This is a genomic window from Escherichia coli (assembly GCF_036503815.1).
GTDB lineage: Bacteria > Pseudomonadota > Gammaproteobacteria > Enterobacterales > Enterobacteriaceae > Escherichia > Escherichia coli_F.
Map to the genome: position 1 here is coordinate 40386 of NZ_AP027764.1, position 16813 is coordinate 57198.

The window sequence follows — 16813 nt, forward strand, 5'->3', positions numbered from 1 at the left end:
AGGCCTGATTTGCTGCTGATTTTTACAATGCATACCTCACGCAGGTATTCATTTCAGGAGTAACCCATGCTGGCTTTCTTAAACCAGGTTCGCAAGCCGACCCTGGATCTTCCGCTCGAAGTGCGGCGCAAAATGTGGTTCAAACCGTTCATGCAATCCTACCTGGTGGTCTTTATCGGCTACCTGACGATGTACCTGATTCGCAAGAACTTTAACATCGCGCAGAACGACATGATCTCGACCTACGGCTTGAGCATGACGCAGCTGGGGATGATCGGCCTGGGCTTCTCCATCACTTATGGTGTGGGTAAAACACTGGTTTCCTATTACGCCGACGGCAAAAACACCAAACAATTCCTGCCGTTCATGCTGATCTTGTCTGCCATTTGTATGTTGGGCTTCAGTGCCAGTATGGGCAGCGGCTCGGTTAGTCTGTTCCTGATGATTGCCTTCTACGCCTTAAGCGGCTTTTTCCAGAGTACCGGGGGATCGTGCAGTTACTCCACCATCACCAAATGGACGCCGCGTCGTAAGCGCGGGACGTTCCTCGGTTTCTGGAATATTTCTCACAATCTTGGCGGTGCGGGCGCGGCAGGTGTGGCGCTGTTCGGCGCAAATTACCTGTTTGACGGCCATGTGATCGGCATGTTTATCTTCCCGTCCATCATCGCGTTGATTGTCGGTTTTATCGGCCTGCGTTACGGCAGCGACTCCCCGGAATCTTATGGCCTCGGCAAAGCTGAAGAACTGTTCGGCGAAGAGATCAGCGAAGAGGACAAAGAGACAGAATCTACCGATATGACCAAGTGGCAGATCTTTGTTGAGTATGTGCTGAAAAACAAAGTGATCTGGCTGCTGTGCTTCGCCAACATTTTCCTCTATGTGGTGCGTATTGGTATCGACCAGTGGTCAACCGTGTATGCGTTCCAGGAACTGAAACTCTCTAAAGCGGTGGCGATTCAGGGCTTTACGCTGTTTGAAGCTGGTGCGCTGGTGGGTACGCTGTTGTGGGGCTGGCTCTCTGACCTGGCGAACGGTCGCCGTGGCCTGGTGGCCTGCATCGCGCTGGCGCTGATTATCGCCACGCTCGGTGTGTATCAACATGCCAGCAACGAATATATCTACCTGGCTTCTCTCTTTGCGTTAGGTTTCCTGGTCTTTGGCCCGCAATTGTTGATTGGTGTGGCTGCTGTTGGCTTTGTACCTAAAAAAGCCATTGGCGCTGCCGATGGTATTAAAGGCACCTTCGCTTACCTGATTGGTGACAGCTTTGCCAAGTTAGGGCTGGGGATGATTGCCGATGGGACGCCGGTATTCGGCCTTACCGGCTGGGCAGGCACCTTTGCCGCACTGGATATCGCCGCGATTGGTTGTATCTGCCTGATGGCGATAGTGGCGGTGATGGAAGAACGCAAAATCCGCCGCGAGAAAAAAATTCAGCAGTTGACAGTGGCATAAACGTAACTGGTGACTTTTGCCCGGCATGACGCCGGGCTTTTTTTTATTATTCCGTGACTTCCAGCGTGGTGAAGGCAAACTTCTCGCCATCAAACAGCCCCTGACTGGTTAGTTTCAGCGCGGGGATCACTGGCAGGGAAAGAAACGCCATCTGAATAAACGGCTCATCCGGTAACGGACCACATTCACGGGCGGCGGCTTTCAAGGCGTCAATTTGCTCCGCCAGTGACTGCGCCGTGTCGGTGCTCATTAGCCCGGCAATGGGCAACGGCAGATGACTTTGTACCTGGCCGTTACGTACTACGCATAGTCCGCCGCCATCCTGAATCACCTGATTGACCGCCAGCGCCATCTCTTCGGCACTACGACCGATCACCACAATATTATGGCTGTCATGGCTGACCGTCGCAGCCAGCGCGCCTTCATTCAGGCCAAAACCGCCGAGCAAACCACAGGCTGGAGCCAGTCTTTTCCCGTAACGCTCAAGTACGGCAATAAAGCACACATCATCGCGATCAAAACCATTTTCGCTGTAGACGCTAGAGCGGGAGTGCGTAATCAATTCGTTATGGATGACGTCAATGACCCGATAGCGTTTTCCAGGCGTAAATTGCAGGGCAAAGTCGCTGGCGGAAACTGGCTGGCGGGCAATGGTATTGCCATACGGCGGAGCGGATTGTGCCAGTCTCGCTGACTCTTCCGCTTGTAAGGTTTGTGCATCAATCGGTTCGCCTTTCACCAGTACCTGCTGCACCGTGACCTTACGCGCATCGCTCAACAGGACGATATCCGCCTGCTTGCCGGGTGCCAGTAAGCCGAGATGATTCAGACCAAAATGGCGTGCTGTCGACCAGCTGGCGACGCGATATGCCACATGCAGCGGCACATTGTGTTGTTCGATCAGGCGACGAATTAAGGCATCGATATGTCCTTCATGGGCGATCTCCCACGGGTTACGGTCATCGGTGCAGAGCATACATTGCGGGCTGTTAAATTCGTTGATCAACGGTGCCAGTGCGTTGAGATTGCGGGCAGCGGACCCTTCGCGGATCATCAACGACATGCCGAGTTGTAACTTCCGGCGACCTTCTTCCAGCAGATAACTTTCGTGGCAGTTTTCAATACCCGCAGCAATATAGGCATTAAGTTCTTTACCGCTCAAACCCGGGCAGTGACCGTCCAGCGTCAGGTGGCGAAATGCGTCCAGTTTATCGAGCAGCGCATTCTGTCCGCTAATTACGCCAGGGTAATCCATCATTTCAGCAAGGCCGGTAACCTGCGGATGGTCACGCCAGGCGAGCATCTGTTCAAGTGTAAAACTGGCACCGTTAACATCGCAGCCTTCCAGGGCAGGTACGCAAGAACTGACCTGCAAATACTGGTTTTGCCTTGCCTGTTCGGCACAGCGGGCAAACCAGGCGAATCCGGCTTCGCCCATCACGTTGACGATTTCATGGGGGTCGCAAATAACAGTCGTCAGGCCGCGCGGCAGGGTGGCGGTTTCAAAAGTAACCGGCGTCATCATGCTGGATTCAATATGCAGGTGAGCATCAATAAACCCTGGCACCGCCGTTGCGCCGCGTGCATCAATCCGCTGCAAAGCCGGAGCGTCAGCATATTCTGCGCCAACACCGGCAATGTGACGTCCTTTAATCACAATTGGCCCGGAAATTTCTCCACCATTGATCAGATCGAGAATAGAGACATTATCAATAATATAATCGGCAACAGCGTCGCCACGGGAAACGGCTAACAATTCCTGGTATTCAACCCGGCTAATGTGATGAAATTTATGGTTAATGGAATTATTCATATTTTTCTCATTTTGATTTTATCAATTTGATTATTATTTATCATAAAGAAACGTCGCGAGATTATTAAAGAATATCCATTAATGCGCAATTGAAATGTGATAATTATCACTGAACCGTTGTTGTCATTTGTTTTACAAAAGCAAGGGATTAAATCTCCTCCAATGGACAAAAAAATGAATAATGACAATACCGATTACGTGAGTAATGAATCAGGGACGCTTTCGCGATTATTTAAACTACCTCAGCATGGGACCACCGTCCGCACAGAATTGATTGCGGGGATGACCACTTTTTTAACCATGGTGTACATCGTTTTTGTGAACCCGCAAATCCTCGGCGCGGCACAAATGGACCCGAAAGTGGTGTTTGTTACCACCTGTTTGATTGCCGGTATCGGCAGTATTGCGATGGGGATATTTGCTAACTTACCCGTGGCGCTGGCTCCGGCAATGGGACTGAACGCCTTCTTTGCGTTCGTGGTCGTGGGGGCGATGGGTATCTCCTGGCAGACCGGGATGGGCGCAATATTCTGGGGCGCAATTGGGCTATTTTTGCTCACGCTGTTTCGCATCCGGTACTGGATGATCTCCAACATTCCATTAAGTTTACGTATTGGTATCACTAGCGGAATCGGATTATTTATCGCCTTAATGGGGTTAAAAAATACTGGTGTTATTGTCGCCAATAAAGACACCCTGGTGATGATTGGTGATTTAAGTTCTCACGGTGTGTTGTTAGGTATATTAGGGTTTTTTATTATAACCGTGTTGTCATCTCGTCATTTTCATGCCGCGGTGCTGGTCTCTATTGTGGTGACGTCTTGCTGTGGATTATTTTTCGGTGATGTTCAATTTAGCGGCGTCTATTCCATTCCGCCTGATATTAGCGGCGTCATTGGTGAAGTGGATTTGAGTGGCGCATTATCACTTGAACTCGCTGGTATCATTTTCTCCTTTATGCTGATCAACCTATTTGATTCATCAGGAACATTAATCGGTGTAACTGATAAAGCTGGCTTAATAGATAGTAACGGTAAATTCCCCAATATGAATAAGGCGCTGTATGTTGATAGCGTCAGTTCGGTGGCAGGCGCATTTATCGGTACCTCGTCTGTTACTGCCTATATTGAAAGTACTTCTGGTGTGGCAGTCGGTGGTCGCACGGGGCTAACGGCTGTCGTGGTCGGCGTTATGTTCCTGTTAGTTATGTTTTTCTCGCCGCTGGTGGCAATGGTCCCTCCTTACGCCACCGCCGGAGCGTTAATCTTTGTTGGCGTGCTGATGACCTCAAGCCTGGCGCGCGTTAACTGGGATGATTTTACCGAATCAGTACCTGCATTTATTACCACGGTGATGATGCCCTTTACTTTCTCGATCACCGAAGGGATTGCACTCGGCTTTATGTCGTACTGCATCATGAAAGTGTGCACCGGGCGCTGGCGCGATCTGAACCTGTGTGTGGTGGTGGTCGCTGCTCTGTTTGCACTGAAGATTATTCTGGTGGATTAGTAACTGGCGAGGGTTTCCAGATATCATGAGTTCTGATTACGCAGGAGAACTCATGATCTGGATAATGCTCGCCACGCTGGCTGTAGTGTTTGTAATTGGTTTTCGGGTGCTGACATCCGGGGCCAGAAAAGCGATTCGCCGTCTCAGCGATCGGCTGAATATCGATGTCGTACCCGTGGAGTCGATGGTCGATCAAATGGGAAAGTCAGCCGGTGACGAATTTTTACGTTATTTGCATCGCCCGGATGAGTCGCACCTGCAAAACGCCGCGCAGGTGTTGCTCATCTGGCAAATTGTCATTGTCGATGGAAGCGAACAGAACCTGCTGCAATGGCATCGGATTTTACAAAAAGCCCGTCTTGCCGCGCCGATTACCGATGCTCAGGTCAGGCTGGCGCTGGGTTTTCTGCGCGAAACCGAACCTGAAATGCAGGATATTAATGCTTTTCAGATGCGCTATAACGCATTCTTTCAGCCTGCTGAGGGCGTTCACTGGCTGCATTAAAACCGTTTCGTCTTATTAGCCTACAGACCGCGCCTGAGCTGGTGGGTGGATAAGGCGTGCACGCCGCATCCGGCATCGGAACTGACAGTAGGTGAACGCATTATCTACGTTCTATTTACAGCAGCACCTCCAGCCCGTGTTTTTGCACAATGCTGAGCAGTTTTAATGAAATGCCATTGGGGCGTTTAGCGCCACTTTCCCATTTTTGTACAGTTGAAACGCTGGTATTGAGATAGTGAGCGAAGACGGGCTGACTCACTTTTAATTTTTCCCGCAGTGCTTTTATCTCAACAGGTTGTAAGTCTTGCACGCTGGTCAGGCAGGCTTTGTCAAAAGTACGCATCGTTTCGGCAGAAATAGCATCGACGCTGGACAATCCAGCCGCTGCGCTGTGAATAGCCTCAAATGCAGGACTTTTAAATTTAGTTTTTGCAGTCATAGCAGATCTCTGTCAGTTCTTTAGTGTTAATCATTGCTGTTAGTTGGGCTTTCGTCAGGAAGGCATAATGCTTTGCAAGTTCACGAAACCCAGCCAGTTCCTGACTATTGATGTTCGACATATCCTGTTTTGCATATAAAAACGTGTAAAACCAATTGCTTCCCCCTTTTGCCAGAATAATTGCACGCTCACGATTTTGGTGAAGGCGCTTTTTAAAAACGCCACCACCAAGTGCATCAGCTTTACCTTGCTCCGTTTCTAAAATGGCCCGGCACAACTCTTCATCTGTTATTGCATGAGACCTGGCTCCCCTTGCAAACCATTTGGTTTTAAATACGCGCATATCGTTGAGGTCCTGTTATTAAAGTATATCACCAAGTGCAATACTTTATCCCTTATTCCCAACCCAATCGCGAAAATGCATATCAGCTTGCCCTATGATTTTTATTTCTTCGAGCAGCCTCGAACTTTTCCCACAACACCGTAAAAGTTGCAAAAACGTTAAATGTGTCACACATTTCAGTGTTAAAGTGGTCAGCTTTTCCTCTGAAACATGCCACGGGTAACACCATGAGTGAATTTATTGCCGAAAACCGCGGCGCGGATGCCATCATCCGACCGAACTGGTCCGCCGTTTTCTCGGTAGCGTTTTGCGTCGCCTGCCTGATTATCGTTGAGTTTTTGCCCGTCAGTTTGTTGACGCCAATGGCCCAGGATTTAGGTATTTCGGAAGGGGTTGCCGGGCAATCGGTGACCGTGACCGCTTTTGTGGCAATGTTTGCCAGTTTGTTTATTACCCAGACAATTCAGGCCACTGACCGCCGCTACGTTGTTATTTTGTTTGCCGTTTTGCTGACGCTCTCCTGCTTGCTGGTTTCCTTTGCCAACTCATTCAATTTGCTTTTAATCGGTCGTGCCTGTCTGGGGTTGGCACTCGGCGGGTTCTGGGCGATGTCGGCGTCGCTGACCATGCGTCTGGTACCAGCGCGTAAGGTGCCGAAGGCGCTGTCGGTGATCTTCGGCGCGGTTTCTATTGCGCTGGTGATAGCCGCACCGTTGGGTAGCTTTTTAGGTGAGCTTATCGGTTGGCGCAATGTCTTTAATGCGGCGGCGGTGATGGGCGTGCTGTGTATTATCTGGATTATCAAATCATTGCCTTCGCTGCCTGGCGAACCCTCGCATCAGAAGCAAAATACTTTCCGCTTATTACAGCGTTCGGGCGTGATGGCCGGGATGATCGCCATCTTCATGTCTTTCGCCGGGCAGTTTGCTTTCTTCACGTATATTCGCCCGGTGTATATGAACCTGGCGGGATTCAGCGTGGATGGCTTAACGCTGGTGCTGTTGAGTTTTGGTATCGCCAGCTTTATCGGCACGTCGCTTTCGTCGTTCATTCTTAAACATTCGGTAAAACTGGCCTTAGCAGGTGCGCCGTTAATGCTGGCTCTGAGTGCGTTGGTGCTGACGTTGTGGGGAAGCGATAAAATCGTGGCGACCGGCGTTGCGATTATCTGGGGGCTGACTTTTGCTTTAATTCCCGTTGGCTGGTCAACGTGGATCACTCGCTCACTGGCCGATCAGGCAGAAAAAGCCGGGTCTATTCAAGTGGCGGTTATTCAGCTTGCTAATACTTGTGGCGCAGCAATCGGCGGTTATGCGTTGGATAATATTGGTCTGACTTCGCCGCTGATGTTGTCCGGCACATTGATGTTGCTTACCGCGCTGTTAGTCACCGCAAAGGTGAAAATGAAGTAACGTATTTACAGGAGGGGTTACTGCTGTGGTGGGAACACTCTCCTGTTCTTCCCCTGATAACCATTGATCAGGCATTGTTCTTATCTTGTTGTTATTTCCATTCTTCCGCCTGTATTCATCATTTGCTAATCATGAATCATCATTTTCCCTCATGTTAAAGAAAGGTCATTTAATCTGAACGCATAGCGACAGGGATGACAAATGGCAGGGAAAGCGCATGGGAATGGCGATCGTCGGGGTGATAAAACCATATGTGGATTGGGGGATCGTTTACGTCGTCTGACCGCCGGTATTTGCCTGATAACACAAACTATTTTCCCTGTTATGGCTGCTGCCCCTACGCATGTTAACCCTGCGCATTCGGATACTGCCGCGTCACTGATCCTGTCGAACGTTAAAACTATTCCATACACCTTGGGGGCGTTGGAATCGCCACCAACGGTCGCGGCACGCTTTGGTATTACCGTTGATGAATTACGTCGCCTGAATCAGTTCCGTACCTTTGCGCGGGGCTTTGACAATGTGCGTCAGGGCGATGAGATAGATGTACCACTCATCAACAGTAACAGCCCTGAAGCGCGCACTCTGAAAGCAATGCAGATGGAGCGCGACGGTAAAGATCCACAAATGCAGGTCGCGGAAGTGGCGCAACAAAGTGGGACACTTTTAGCGCGCGATATGGACAGCGAACAGGCTGCGAGTATGGCGCGTGGCTGGGTGGCTTCTTCTGTGTCTGCGCAGGCGACAGACTGGCTCAGCCGCTGGGGAACTGCCCGGGTATCTCTGGGTGTTGATGAAGATTTCAGCCTTAAAAGCTCTTCATTTGAATTTCTCCATCCCTGGTACGAAACGCCAGATAACCTGGTCTTCAGCCAGCATGCACTCCACCGTACGGATGATCGCACTCAAACGAACCACGGTATCGGCTGGCGTTATTTCACTCCGAGCTGGATGTCGGGCATAAACCTGTTTATCGATCATGACCTGAGCCGCTATCACACCCGAACCGGGATGGGCGTTGAATACTGGCGCGATTACCTGAAACTGAGCGGCAACGGTTATCTGCGCCTCAGTAACTGGCGTAGTGCACCGGAACTCGACAATGACTATGAAGCACGTCCGGCGAACGGGTGGGATCTTCGCGCCGAAGGCTGGTTACCGGCCTGGCCGCAGCTGGGCGGCAAGTTGGTCTATGAACAATATTATGGCGATGAAGTGGCGCTGTTTGGTAAAGACGAGCGACAAAATGATCCTCACGCGATTACCGCAGGTTTGAGTTACACCCCCGTTCCCCTGATCTCCTTTAGTGCCGAGCAACGGCAGGGAAAACAGGGAGAGAACGACACCCGAATTGGTATGGAGCTGACGCTGCAACCCGGTCAATCACTGCAAAAACAGCTCGATCCGGCTGAAGTAGCAGCACGGCGTAGCCTTGTAGGCAGTCGCTATGACCTGGTCGATCGTAATAACAATATTGTCCTTGAATATCGCAAGAAAGAACTGGTGCGGCTGACGCTGACCGATCCGCTGAAAGGCAAGCCGGGCGAGGTTAAATCGCTGGTTTCTTCCTTACAAACCAAATACGCGCTGAAAGGTTATGACATCGAAGCCGCTTCCTTGCAATCTGCGGGCGGGAAAGTTGCTGTTTCCGGCAAGGATATTCAGGTCACTATTCCACCCTACCGATTTACGGTAATGCCTGAAACCGACAACACTTACCCAATAACAGTTATAGCGGAAGATTCGAAAGGGAATTTCTCCCGGCGTGAAGAAAGTATGGTGGTTGTAGAAAAACCCACACTAAGCCTCGCTGATTCAACGCTTTCTGTCGATCTACAAATTCTGCTTGCGGATGGAAAATCAATCTCAACGCTGACCTATACCGCGCGAGATTCCAGCGGCAAGCCTATCCCGGGTATGACATTAAAAACCCATGCGAAAGGTTTGCAAGATTTCGCCCTAAGCGAATGGAAAGACAACGGTAACGGAACCTATACCCAGTTAGTTACCTCCGGGAAGACGTCAGGCGCGTTGTCGCTGATGCCACAATTTAACGGCGACGATGTTGCTAAAACACCAGCGCTGATTGCCATTGTGGCAAATATGGCATCCCGAGCGGACTCCATGATTGAAACAGACCAGAATAATTACGTCGCGGGTAAGCCGATAGGCGTAAAAGTGACCCTGAAAGATGAAAATGGCAACGGGGTTACCGGAAGAAAAGAACTTCTTAAACAGGCTGTTAAAGTAGACAACACGAAGACTGATGCTGTTAGTGCCTGGACGGAAGAAAGTGAGGGAGTTTACAAAGCAAACTATACGGCCCATCTCATTGGCGACAAATTAACGGCCCAGCTGACGATGCCCGGCTGGCAAACCAAGCATTCGGATGCGTTCAGTATTGCGGGTGATAAAGATACCGCCAAAATCGCTGCGATGCAGATCACCGCGAATAACGCAGTTGCCAGACGCGATCACAATACCGTCGCTGTGACGGTCAGGGACGTGCATCAAAATTTACTGCAGGGACAAAATGTTACCTTCACGGTCGTGAATGGTGCGGCGGTTTTTGCCGATCCAAATGGCGGTATTGTGACGACAGATAAAGACGGGATTGCCAGCGTTAACCTTGCCAGTGACCAGGCGGTAAACAGTCTTATCAAGGCCGAGATCAATGGCAGTAGTCAGTCTGTGGAAGTGAGCTTTATTACTGGCGATATCTCGCAGCTGACCTCCACCATCAAGACGGACGATGTGTCATACACCGCGGGTGGCAAGATAAAAGTGTCAGTTACCCTTATGGATGAGCAGAAAAACCTGGTGAAAGGGATGGCTTCGCTGCTGGCGGGTAGCGGTGTGGTCGAGGTGAGCGGTACAGATAAAAATGAAACGGGTAACTGGAGCGAAGAGTCTGATGGCGTTTACACCACCACCCGAACCGCGAAGATTGCTGGCAATAGCCATTACGCCACGCTGAAACTATCGACATGGAGTAGCGCGCAGCAATCCGATGCGTATGTCATCCGCGAAAGCGGAGCTGTGCTGGCTTATTCCTCTATCGTTACCGACAAAACGACCTATACCGCAGGCGGTGTGATTAAAGTTACGGTAACGCTCAAGGATAGCTATGAAAACCTGGTCGGGGGGCAACGAGACGCTATCAGCCAGGTTATCCAGCTGCCAAATACAAAAGCGGAAAGCATTACCTGGAATGAAGATAAAAAAGGCATTTATACCGCAACGTATACCGCTTTACTTCCTGGCACCGGTTTAAAAGCACAGCTACAGATGTCCGGCTGGGCGAGCGCCCTGACTTCAAATGTTTACAGTATTAGTGGCGATGCCGCCAGCGCACAAATTGTCTCGATGCAAGTGACAACGGGTAGCCTGGATGTGCTGGCCAATGGCAGCGATCGACATACGGTGAATGTCCGGGTGGAAGATCAGTTTGGCAATGTGCTGCCGGAGCAGACTGTCACCTTTACGGTGACGAAGGGGGCGGCTGTATTTGCCAATGCAAGGCAGAGTGCAGACATCAGGACGGATGTGCATGGCATGGCGGAGGTTGTGCTGAGTAGTACTGTAGCGGATGCCAGCACTGTTGAGGCTAAGATCAATCAAAGCAGTGATAGTAAAACGGTGAACTTCGTTGCTGATGTCAGCACGGCGCAGGTCGCGGAGCTGGTGGTGACGCAAGACGGCTCAGCGGCAGACGGTGCAATGGCGAATATGCTGCGGGCGAGGGTCACCGATGCGTTCGGTAATGCGCTGGGCGGGCAGACGGTCAGCGTGTTGGCGGACAACGGCGCAACGGTCGCTCCGACGGTGATTACAGAGCCGGACGGCACAGTGGAGATCAGTGTCACCAGCCAGACGGCGGGCACCAGTGCCGTCACTGCAACCATCAACAGCAGCAGCCAGAGCCGGGATGTGACGTTTATCGCCGATGTCAGGACGGCGCAGATCGCGAGTCTGGAGGTGACGCAGGATAACGCCGTGGCTGACGGCGCAATGGCGAACACGCTACGGGTGAGGGTGACGGATGCGTTCGGTAATGTGCTTGCCGGGCAGACGGTCAGCGTGACGGCAGACAACAGCGCAACGGTCACTCCGACGGTCACCACGCAGCCGGACGGCACGGCGGAGATCTCTGTCACCAGCCAGACCGCCGGAATCAGTGCGGTCACTGCCAGCATTAACAGCAGCAGCCAGAGCCGGAACGTCACGTTTATCGCCGATGTCAGCACGGCGCAGATCGCGAGTCTGGAGGTGACGCAGGATAACGCCGTGGCTGACGGCGCAATGGCGAACACGCTGCGGGTGAGGGTGACGGATGCGTTCGGTAATGTGCTTGCCGGGCAGACGGTCAGCGTGACGGCAGACAACAGCGCAACGGTCACTCCGACGGTCACCACACAGCCGGACGGCACGGCGGAGATCAGTGTCACCAGCCAGACCGCCGGAATCAGTGCGGTCACTGCCAGCATTAACAGCAGCAGCCAGAGCCGGAACGTCACGTTTATCGCCGATGTCAGGACGGCGCAGATCGCGATTCTGGAGGTGACGCAGGATAACGCCGTGGCTGACGGCGCAATGGCGAACACGCTGCGGGTGAGGGTGACGGATGCGTTCGGTAATGTGCTTGCCGGACAGACGGTCAGCGTGTTGGCAGGCAACGGCGCAACGACTGCTCCGACGGTTACCACGCAGCCGGATGGCACGGTGGAGATCAGTGTCACCAGCCAGACCGCCGGAACCAGTGTGATCACCGCCAGCGTCAACAACAGCAGCCAGAGCCGGAACGTGACGTTTATTGCGGATGTCAGCACGGCGCAGATCGCGGATCTGGTCGTTAGCCAGGATAACGCGGTGGCAGACGGCGCGACGGCGAATACGCTGCAAGTGAGGGTCACCGATGCGTTCGGGAATGCACTTGCCGGACAGGCGGTCAGCGTGTTGGCGGATAACGGCGCAACGGTCGCTCCGACTGTCATCACAGGGCAGGACGGCACGGTGGAAATCAGTGTCACCAGCCAGACCGCCGGAACCAGTGTGATCACCGCCAGCGTCAACAACAGCAGCCAGAGCCGGAACGTGACGTTTATTGCGGATGTCAGCACGGCGCAGATCGCGGATCTGGTCGTTAGCCAGGATAACGCGGTGGCAGACGGCGCGACGGCGAATACGCTGCAAGTGAGGGTCACCGATGCGTTCGGGAATGCACTTGCCGGGCAGACGGTCAGCGTGTTGGCAGGCAACGGCGCAACGGTCGCTCCGACTGTCATCACAGGGCTGGACGGCACGGTGGAGATCTCTGCCACCAGCCAGACGGCAGGCACCAGTGCGGTCACTGCCAGCATTAACAGCAGCAGCCAGAGCCGGAACGTCACGTTTATCGCCGATGTCAGGACGGCGCAGATCGCTGATCTGGTGGTCATTAAGGACGACTCAGTGGCAGACGGTTCGACGGCGAACACGCTGCGGGTGAAAGTCACCGACGCGTTCGGCAATGCGCTGGCCGGACAGACGGTCAGCGTCTCAGCGGACAACGGGGCAGCGGTTGCCGCGACGGTTATCACCGGGCCGGACGGCACCGTGGAAATCTCCGTCACCAGCCAGACGGCGGGCATCAGTGCCGTCGCCGCCAGCATCAACAACAGCAGTCGGAGCCAGGATGTGACATTTATTCCGGATGTCAGCACCGCGCAGATAGCGGATCTGGTGGTCATCAAGGACGGCTCAGTGGCAGACGGTTCGATGGCGAATACGCTGCGGGTGAAAGCCACCGACGCGTTCGGCAATGCGCTGGCCGGACAGACGGTCAGCGTCTCAGCGGACAACGGGGCAGCGGTTGCCGCGACGGTTATCACCGGGCCGGACGGCACCGTGGAAATCTCCGTCACCAGCCAGACGGCGGGCATCAGTACAGTTACCGCAACCATCAACAACAGCACTCTGAGCCAGAACGTGACGTTTATTGCTGATGTCAGCACGGCGAAGATCGCTGATCTGGTGGTCATTAAGGACGGCTCAGTGGCAGATGGCGCGATGGCGAACACGCTGCGGGTGAAAGTCACCGATGCGTTCGGCAATGCGCTGGCCGGACAGACGGTCAGCGTCTCAGCGGACAACGGGGCAGCGGTTGCCGCGACGGTTATCACCGGGCCGGACGGCACCGTGGAAATCTCCGTCACCAGCCAGACGGCGGGCATCAGTACAGTTACCGCAACCATCAACAACAGCACTCTGAGCCAGAACGTGACGTTTATCCCGGATGTCAGCACCGCGAAGATCGCGGATCTGGTGGTCATCAAGGACGGCTCAGTGGCAGATGGTGCGATGGCGAACACGCTGCGGGTGAAAGTCACCGACGCGTTCGGCAATGCGCTGGCCGGACAGACGGTCAGCGTCTCAGCGGGCAACGGTGCAGCGGTTGCCGCGACGGTTATCACCAGGCCGGACGGCGCGGCAATAATCACCGTCACCAGCCAGACGGCGGGCATCAGTACGGTCACTGCCAGCATCAGCAACAGCATTCTGAACCAGAACGTGACATTTATCCCGGATGTCAGCACCGCGAAGATCGCGGATCTGATGGTCATTAAGGACGGCTCAGTGGCAGATGGCGCGATGGCGAATACGCTGCGGGTGAAAGTCACCGACGCGTTCGGCAATGCGCTGGCCGGACAGACGGTCAGCGTCTCAGCGGACAACGGGGCAGCGGTTGCCGCGACGGTTATCACCGGGCCGGACGGCACCGTGGAAATCTCCGTCACCAGCCAGACGGCGGGCATCAGTACGGTCACTGCCAGCATCAACAACAGCATTCTGAACCAGAACGTGACATTTATCCCGGATGTCAGCACCGCGAAGATCGCGGATCTGGTGGTCATTAAGGACGGCTCAGTGGCAGACGGTTCGACGGCGAACACGCTGCGGGTGAAAGTCACCGACGCGTTCGGCAATGCGCTGGCCGGACAGACGGTCAGCGTCTCAGCGGACAACGGGGCAGCGGTTGCCGCGACGGTTATCACCGGGCCGGACGGCGCGGCAATAATCACCGTCACCAGCCAGACCGCCGGAGCCAGTACGGTCACTGCCAGCATTAACGGTAGCAGCCAGAGTCAGAGCATCACCTTTGTACCGGGTGATGCATCGCAGCTCACTTCAACCATTGAGACAAATAAGTCGAACTACACGGTCGGAGAGACAATCTCTATCACGGTTACGCTCCGGGATGTGTTCGATAATCTGGTAACCGGTGCAGCTTCACAGTTAGCAGCTAATGGTGTGCTTACGGTGGCTGGCACCGACCCGTCAGAAACGGGAAGCTGGGTTGAATCAGGTGGCGTGTATACCACAACCCGTATGGCGACGATTGCCAGTACCAATCAGCACGCCAACCTGCAATTGCAGACGTGGAGTGATGGTGTAACGTCAGATCGCTATGACATACAGTCCGGTTCTCCGGCGCAAGCCACATCAACTATCGCTACGGATAAAAACGCCTACACCGCTGGCGACACTATAACCGTCGCCGTGACGCTGAAAGACGCGCACGGTAACCTGGTTGAAGGGGGCGAGTCCTTACTGTCTGGTGATAACGTAATAGTGGAAGGAGCCGTACGTTCAGGAGGATGGTCTGAAACCGCCGGTGTTTATACTGCTACATGGTCGGCGCAAATGGCGGGAGACTCTCACCACGCGACGTTGACTTTGCCTGAGTGGGGCAGCAGTAAACAATCAGAGAGTTATTCCATCCACAGTGGTGCTCCGGTGCAAACAAATTCAGCCATCAGGACAGATAAAACGACATATATCGCCGGGGAGTCATTAACTGTCACAGTAACGTTGCGGGATGAGTTTGGTAACCCGGCTTTAGGGCTGACATCAGGAGTTATCGAATCATATATCGATAATTTTACGGTGGGCGGCGCAGTCCCCGATTCGATGCAATGGGTCGAACAGAATAATGGTGAATATACCATGATCTGGACAGCATGGTTTGCCGAGAAAAATTTGGTTGCCAGTCTGAAATTAAAAACATGGGCAACGGAGATTAATTCCGCGCTATACGGGATACAACCAGGTGCAGCAGCAAAAACTCAGTCCACGATTATCACGGACAAAACGGTATATATTGCTGGGGAGAGCATAACGGTGACTGTTGTACTTAGTGATGCTCAGGGTAACTTTATTACTGATGGTGTCGCTCAGCTTAATGAGGAAAACGTAAAAGTCAGGAATGCAGATCCTATCCAGGGTAATAATTGGATATACAACGGCAATGGGCAATATCAAAGACAGTATATGGCGCATTTCGCGGAAGTGTATTTGAATGCACAACTGAAGATGGTTGGTTGGAGCGATGCCAATTATTCAAATAATTATACTATTAAACCGGGTGAAGCGAGTCCGCATGGTTCACAGCTTCGTATAAGAGATGATGTTGTGGTTGTTGGGGCGGATTTACCTGTCAGTGTTTTATTAGCTGATGATTTTGGTAACCCGTTGGATAACGGTCTGGATTTGCTGGATAATGCAGTGTACTTACAAAATGTGGAGAAGAAAGAAGGGGCTAAATGGATATATTTGGGTGATGGCATATATGAGCGTACCTATATGGCCTACAAAGAAGGAGAGAACTTAAATTCATTTCTGCAGATTAACGGTTGGCGTGTAAACGGGCAACCTTCCTATACCATCCTTCCTTTTGTAGTAGTCGATTCTCTGAGTGTGAATGGTGCAATATTCAGGGCGATAGATGGTTTTCCTGAAACAGGATTTGATGGGGCTAAATTCACCTTAGTATTAACCCATAATATGAAGAATACAGATTATGATTGGACGGCAGGCATCTATGGTATTAATGTTAACAATAATGGAGAAGTCACAATAAGTCTGCCCCTAAATAGTGAAATCACTATTACCGGGAAACCAAAAGATGGTAAAGGGAATAATGTTGTATTCAAATTCAAGATGAAAAAATGGTTTACTAGTTTAGGTGCTGCCAGTAATAACACTTGGGATATTATAAATGCATCATGCAATAGCTATGGACAAGTGGCGTCATCTTTAGAATTAGCGCAGCGACCAAGTAGTGGTGTAGTTCCACGAAAAGTAGGTACGTTGTGGGGAGAATATGGTAATTTGAAAGCTTATGGCAGTACATTTAGCAGTACGGATTACTGGACAAGTACTGTACTTATAGGGGTTCACGAGAAATTCAATCCTGAAACTGGTATATCAACACCAGGATCAGGAAAGTCTTCTGGTTTGTGTGTGAGATATTTTTAACGAAATAACTACTAAATTGCCCTGCATCAGCAGGGCA

8 protein-coding genes are annotated in these 16813 nt (G+C 52.3%); 5 read left to right on the forward strand and 3 right to left on the reverse strand.

What is annotated here, in order from left to right:
• The first annotated feature begins 66 nt into the window (after nt 1-66).
• Nucleotides 67-1458: a hexose-6-phosphate:phosphate antiporter gene (uhpT, locus tag AABJ99_RS00200; protein ID WP_000879194.1), complete on the forward strand. Its 1392-nt coding sequence runs from the start codon at nt 67-69 to the stop codon at nt 1456-1458.
• A 46-nt stretch (nt 1459-1504) separates the two neighbouring features.
• Here uhpT and adeD read toward each other — a convergent pair whose 3' ends face one another.
• Nucleotides 1505-3271, reverse strand: a complete 1767-nt coding sequence (gene adeD, locus AABJ99_RS00205) for an adenine deaminase (RefSeq protein ID WP_039020309.1) — start codon at nt 3269-3271, stop codon at nt 1505-1507.
• 174 nt (nt 3272-3445) lie between these two features.
• On the opposite strand from adeD, the gene adeQ reads away from it, so the two are divergent.
• Together adeQ and yicN are read left to right on the forward strand one after the other, a co-directional pair.
• A complete protein-coding gene (gene adeQ / locus AABJ99_RS00210; RefSeq protein WP_077782357.1) occupies nt 3446-4780 on the forward strand; it encodes an adenine permease AdeQ in 1335 nt (444 codons plus the stop codon).
• 52 nt (nt 4781-4832) lie between these two features.
• Nucleotides 4833-5285, forward strand: a complete 453-nt coding sequence (yicN, locus tag AABJ99_RS00215) for a DUF1198 domain-containing protein (RefSeq protein ID WP_001306732.1) — start codon at nt 4833-4835, stop codon at nt 5283-5285.
• A gap of 115 nt (nt 5286-5400) precedes the next feature.
• Here yicN and AABJ99_RS00220 read toward each other — a convergent pair whose 3' ends face one another.
• Both AABJ99_RS00220 and AABJ99_RS00225 read right to left on the reverse strand, forming a co-directional pair.
• Entirely contained in the window at nt 5401-5724 is a 324-nt protein-coding gene (locus AABJ99_RS00220) for a helix-turn-helix domain-containing protein (RefSeq protein WP_000125643.1), read from the reverse strand.
• Complete coding sequence (locus AABJ99_RS00225; protein ID WP_039020307.1) at nt 5708-6067, reverse strand: type II toxin-antitoxin system RelE/ParE family toxin; 360 nt, start codon at nt 6065-6067, stop codon at nt 5708-5710. Before AABJ99_RS00225 ends, AABJ99_RS00220 begins: the two co-directional genes overlap by 17 nt.
• Nucleotides 6068-6294: 227 nt before the next feature.
• On the opposite strand from AABJ99_RS00225, the gene nepI reads away from it, so the two are divergent.
• Both nepI and iatC read left to right on the forward strand, forming a co-directional pair.
• Complete coding sequence (nepI, locus tag AABJ99_RS00230) at nt 6295-7479, forward strand: purine ribonucleoside efflux pump NepI (protein WP_039020305.1); 1185 nt, start codon at nt 6295-6297, stop codon at nt 7477-7479.
• A 201-nt stretch (nt 7480-7680) separates the two neighbouring features.
• A complete protein-coding gene (iatC, locus tag AABJ99_RS00235; protein ID WP_338387467.1) occupies nt 7681-16776 on the forward strand; it encodes an inverse autotransporter adhesin IatC in 9096 nt (3031 codons plus the stop codon).
• Nucleotides 16777-16813 lie beyond the last annotated feature (37 nt).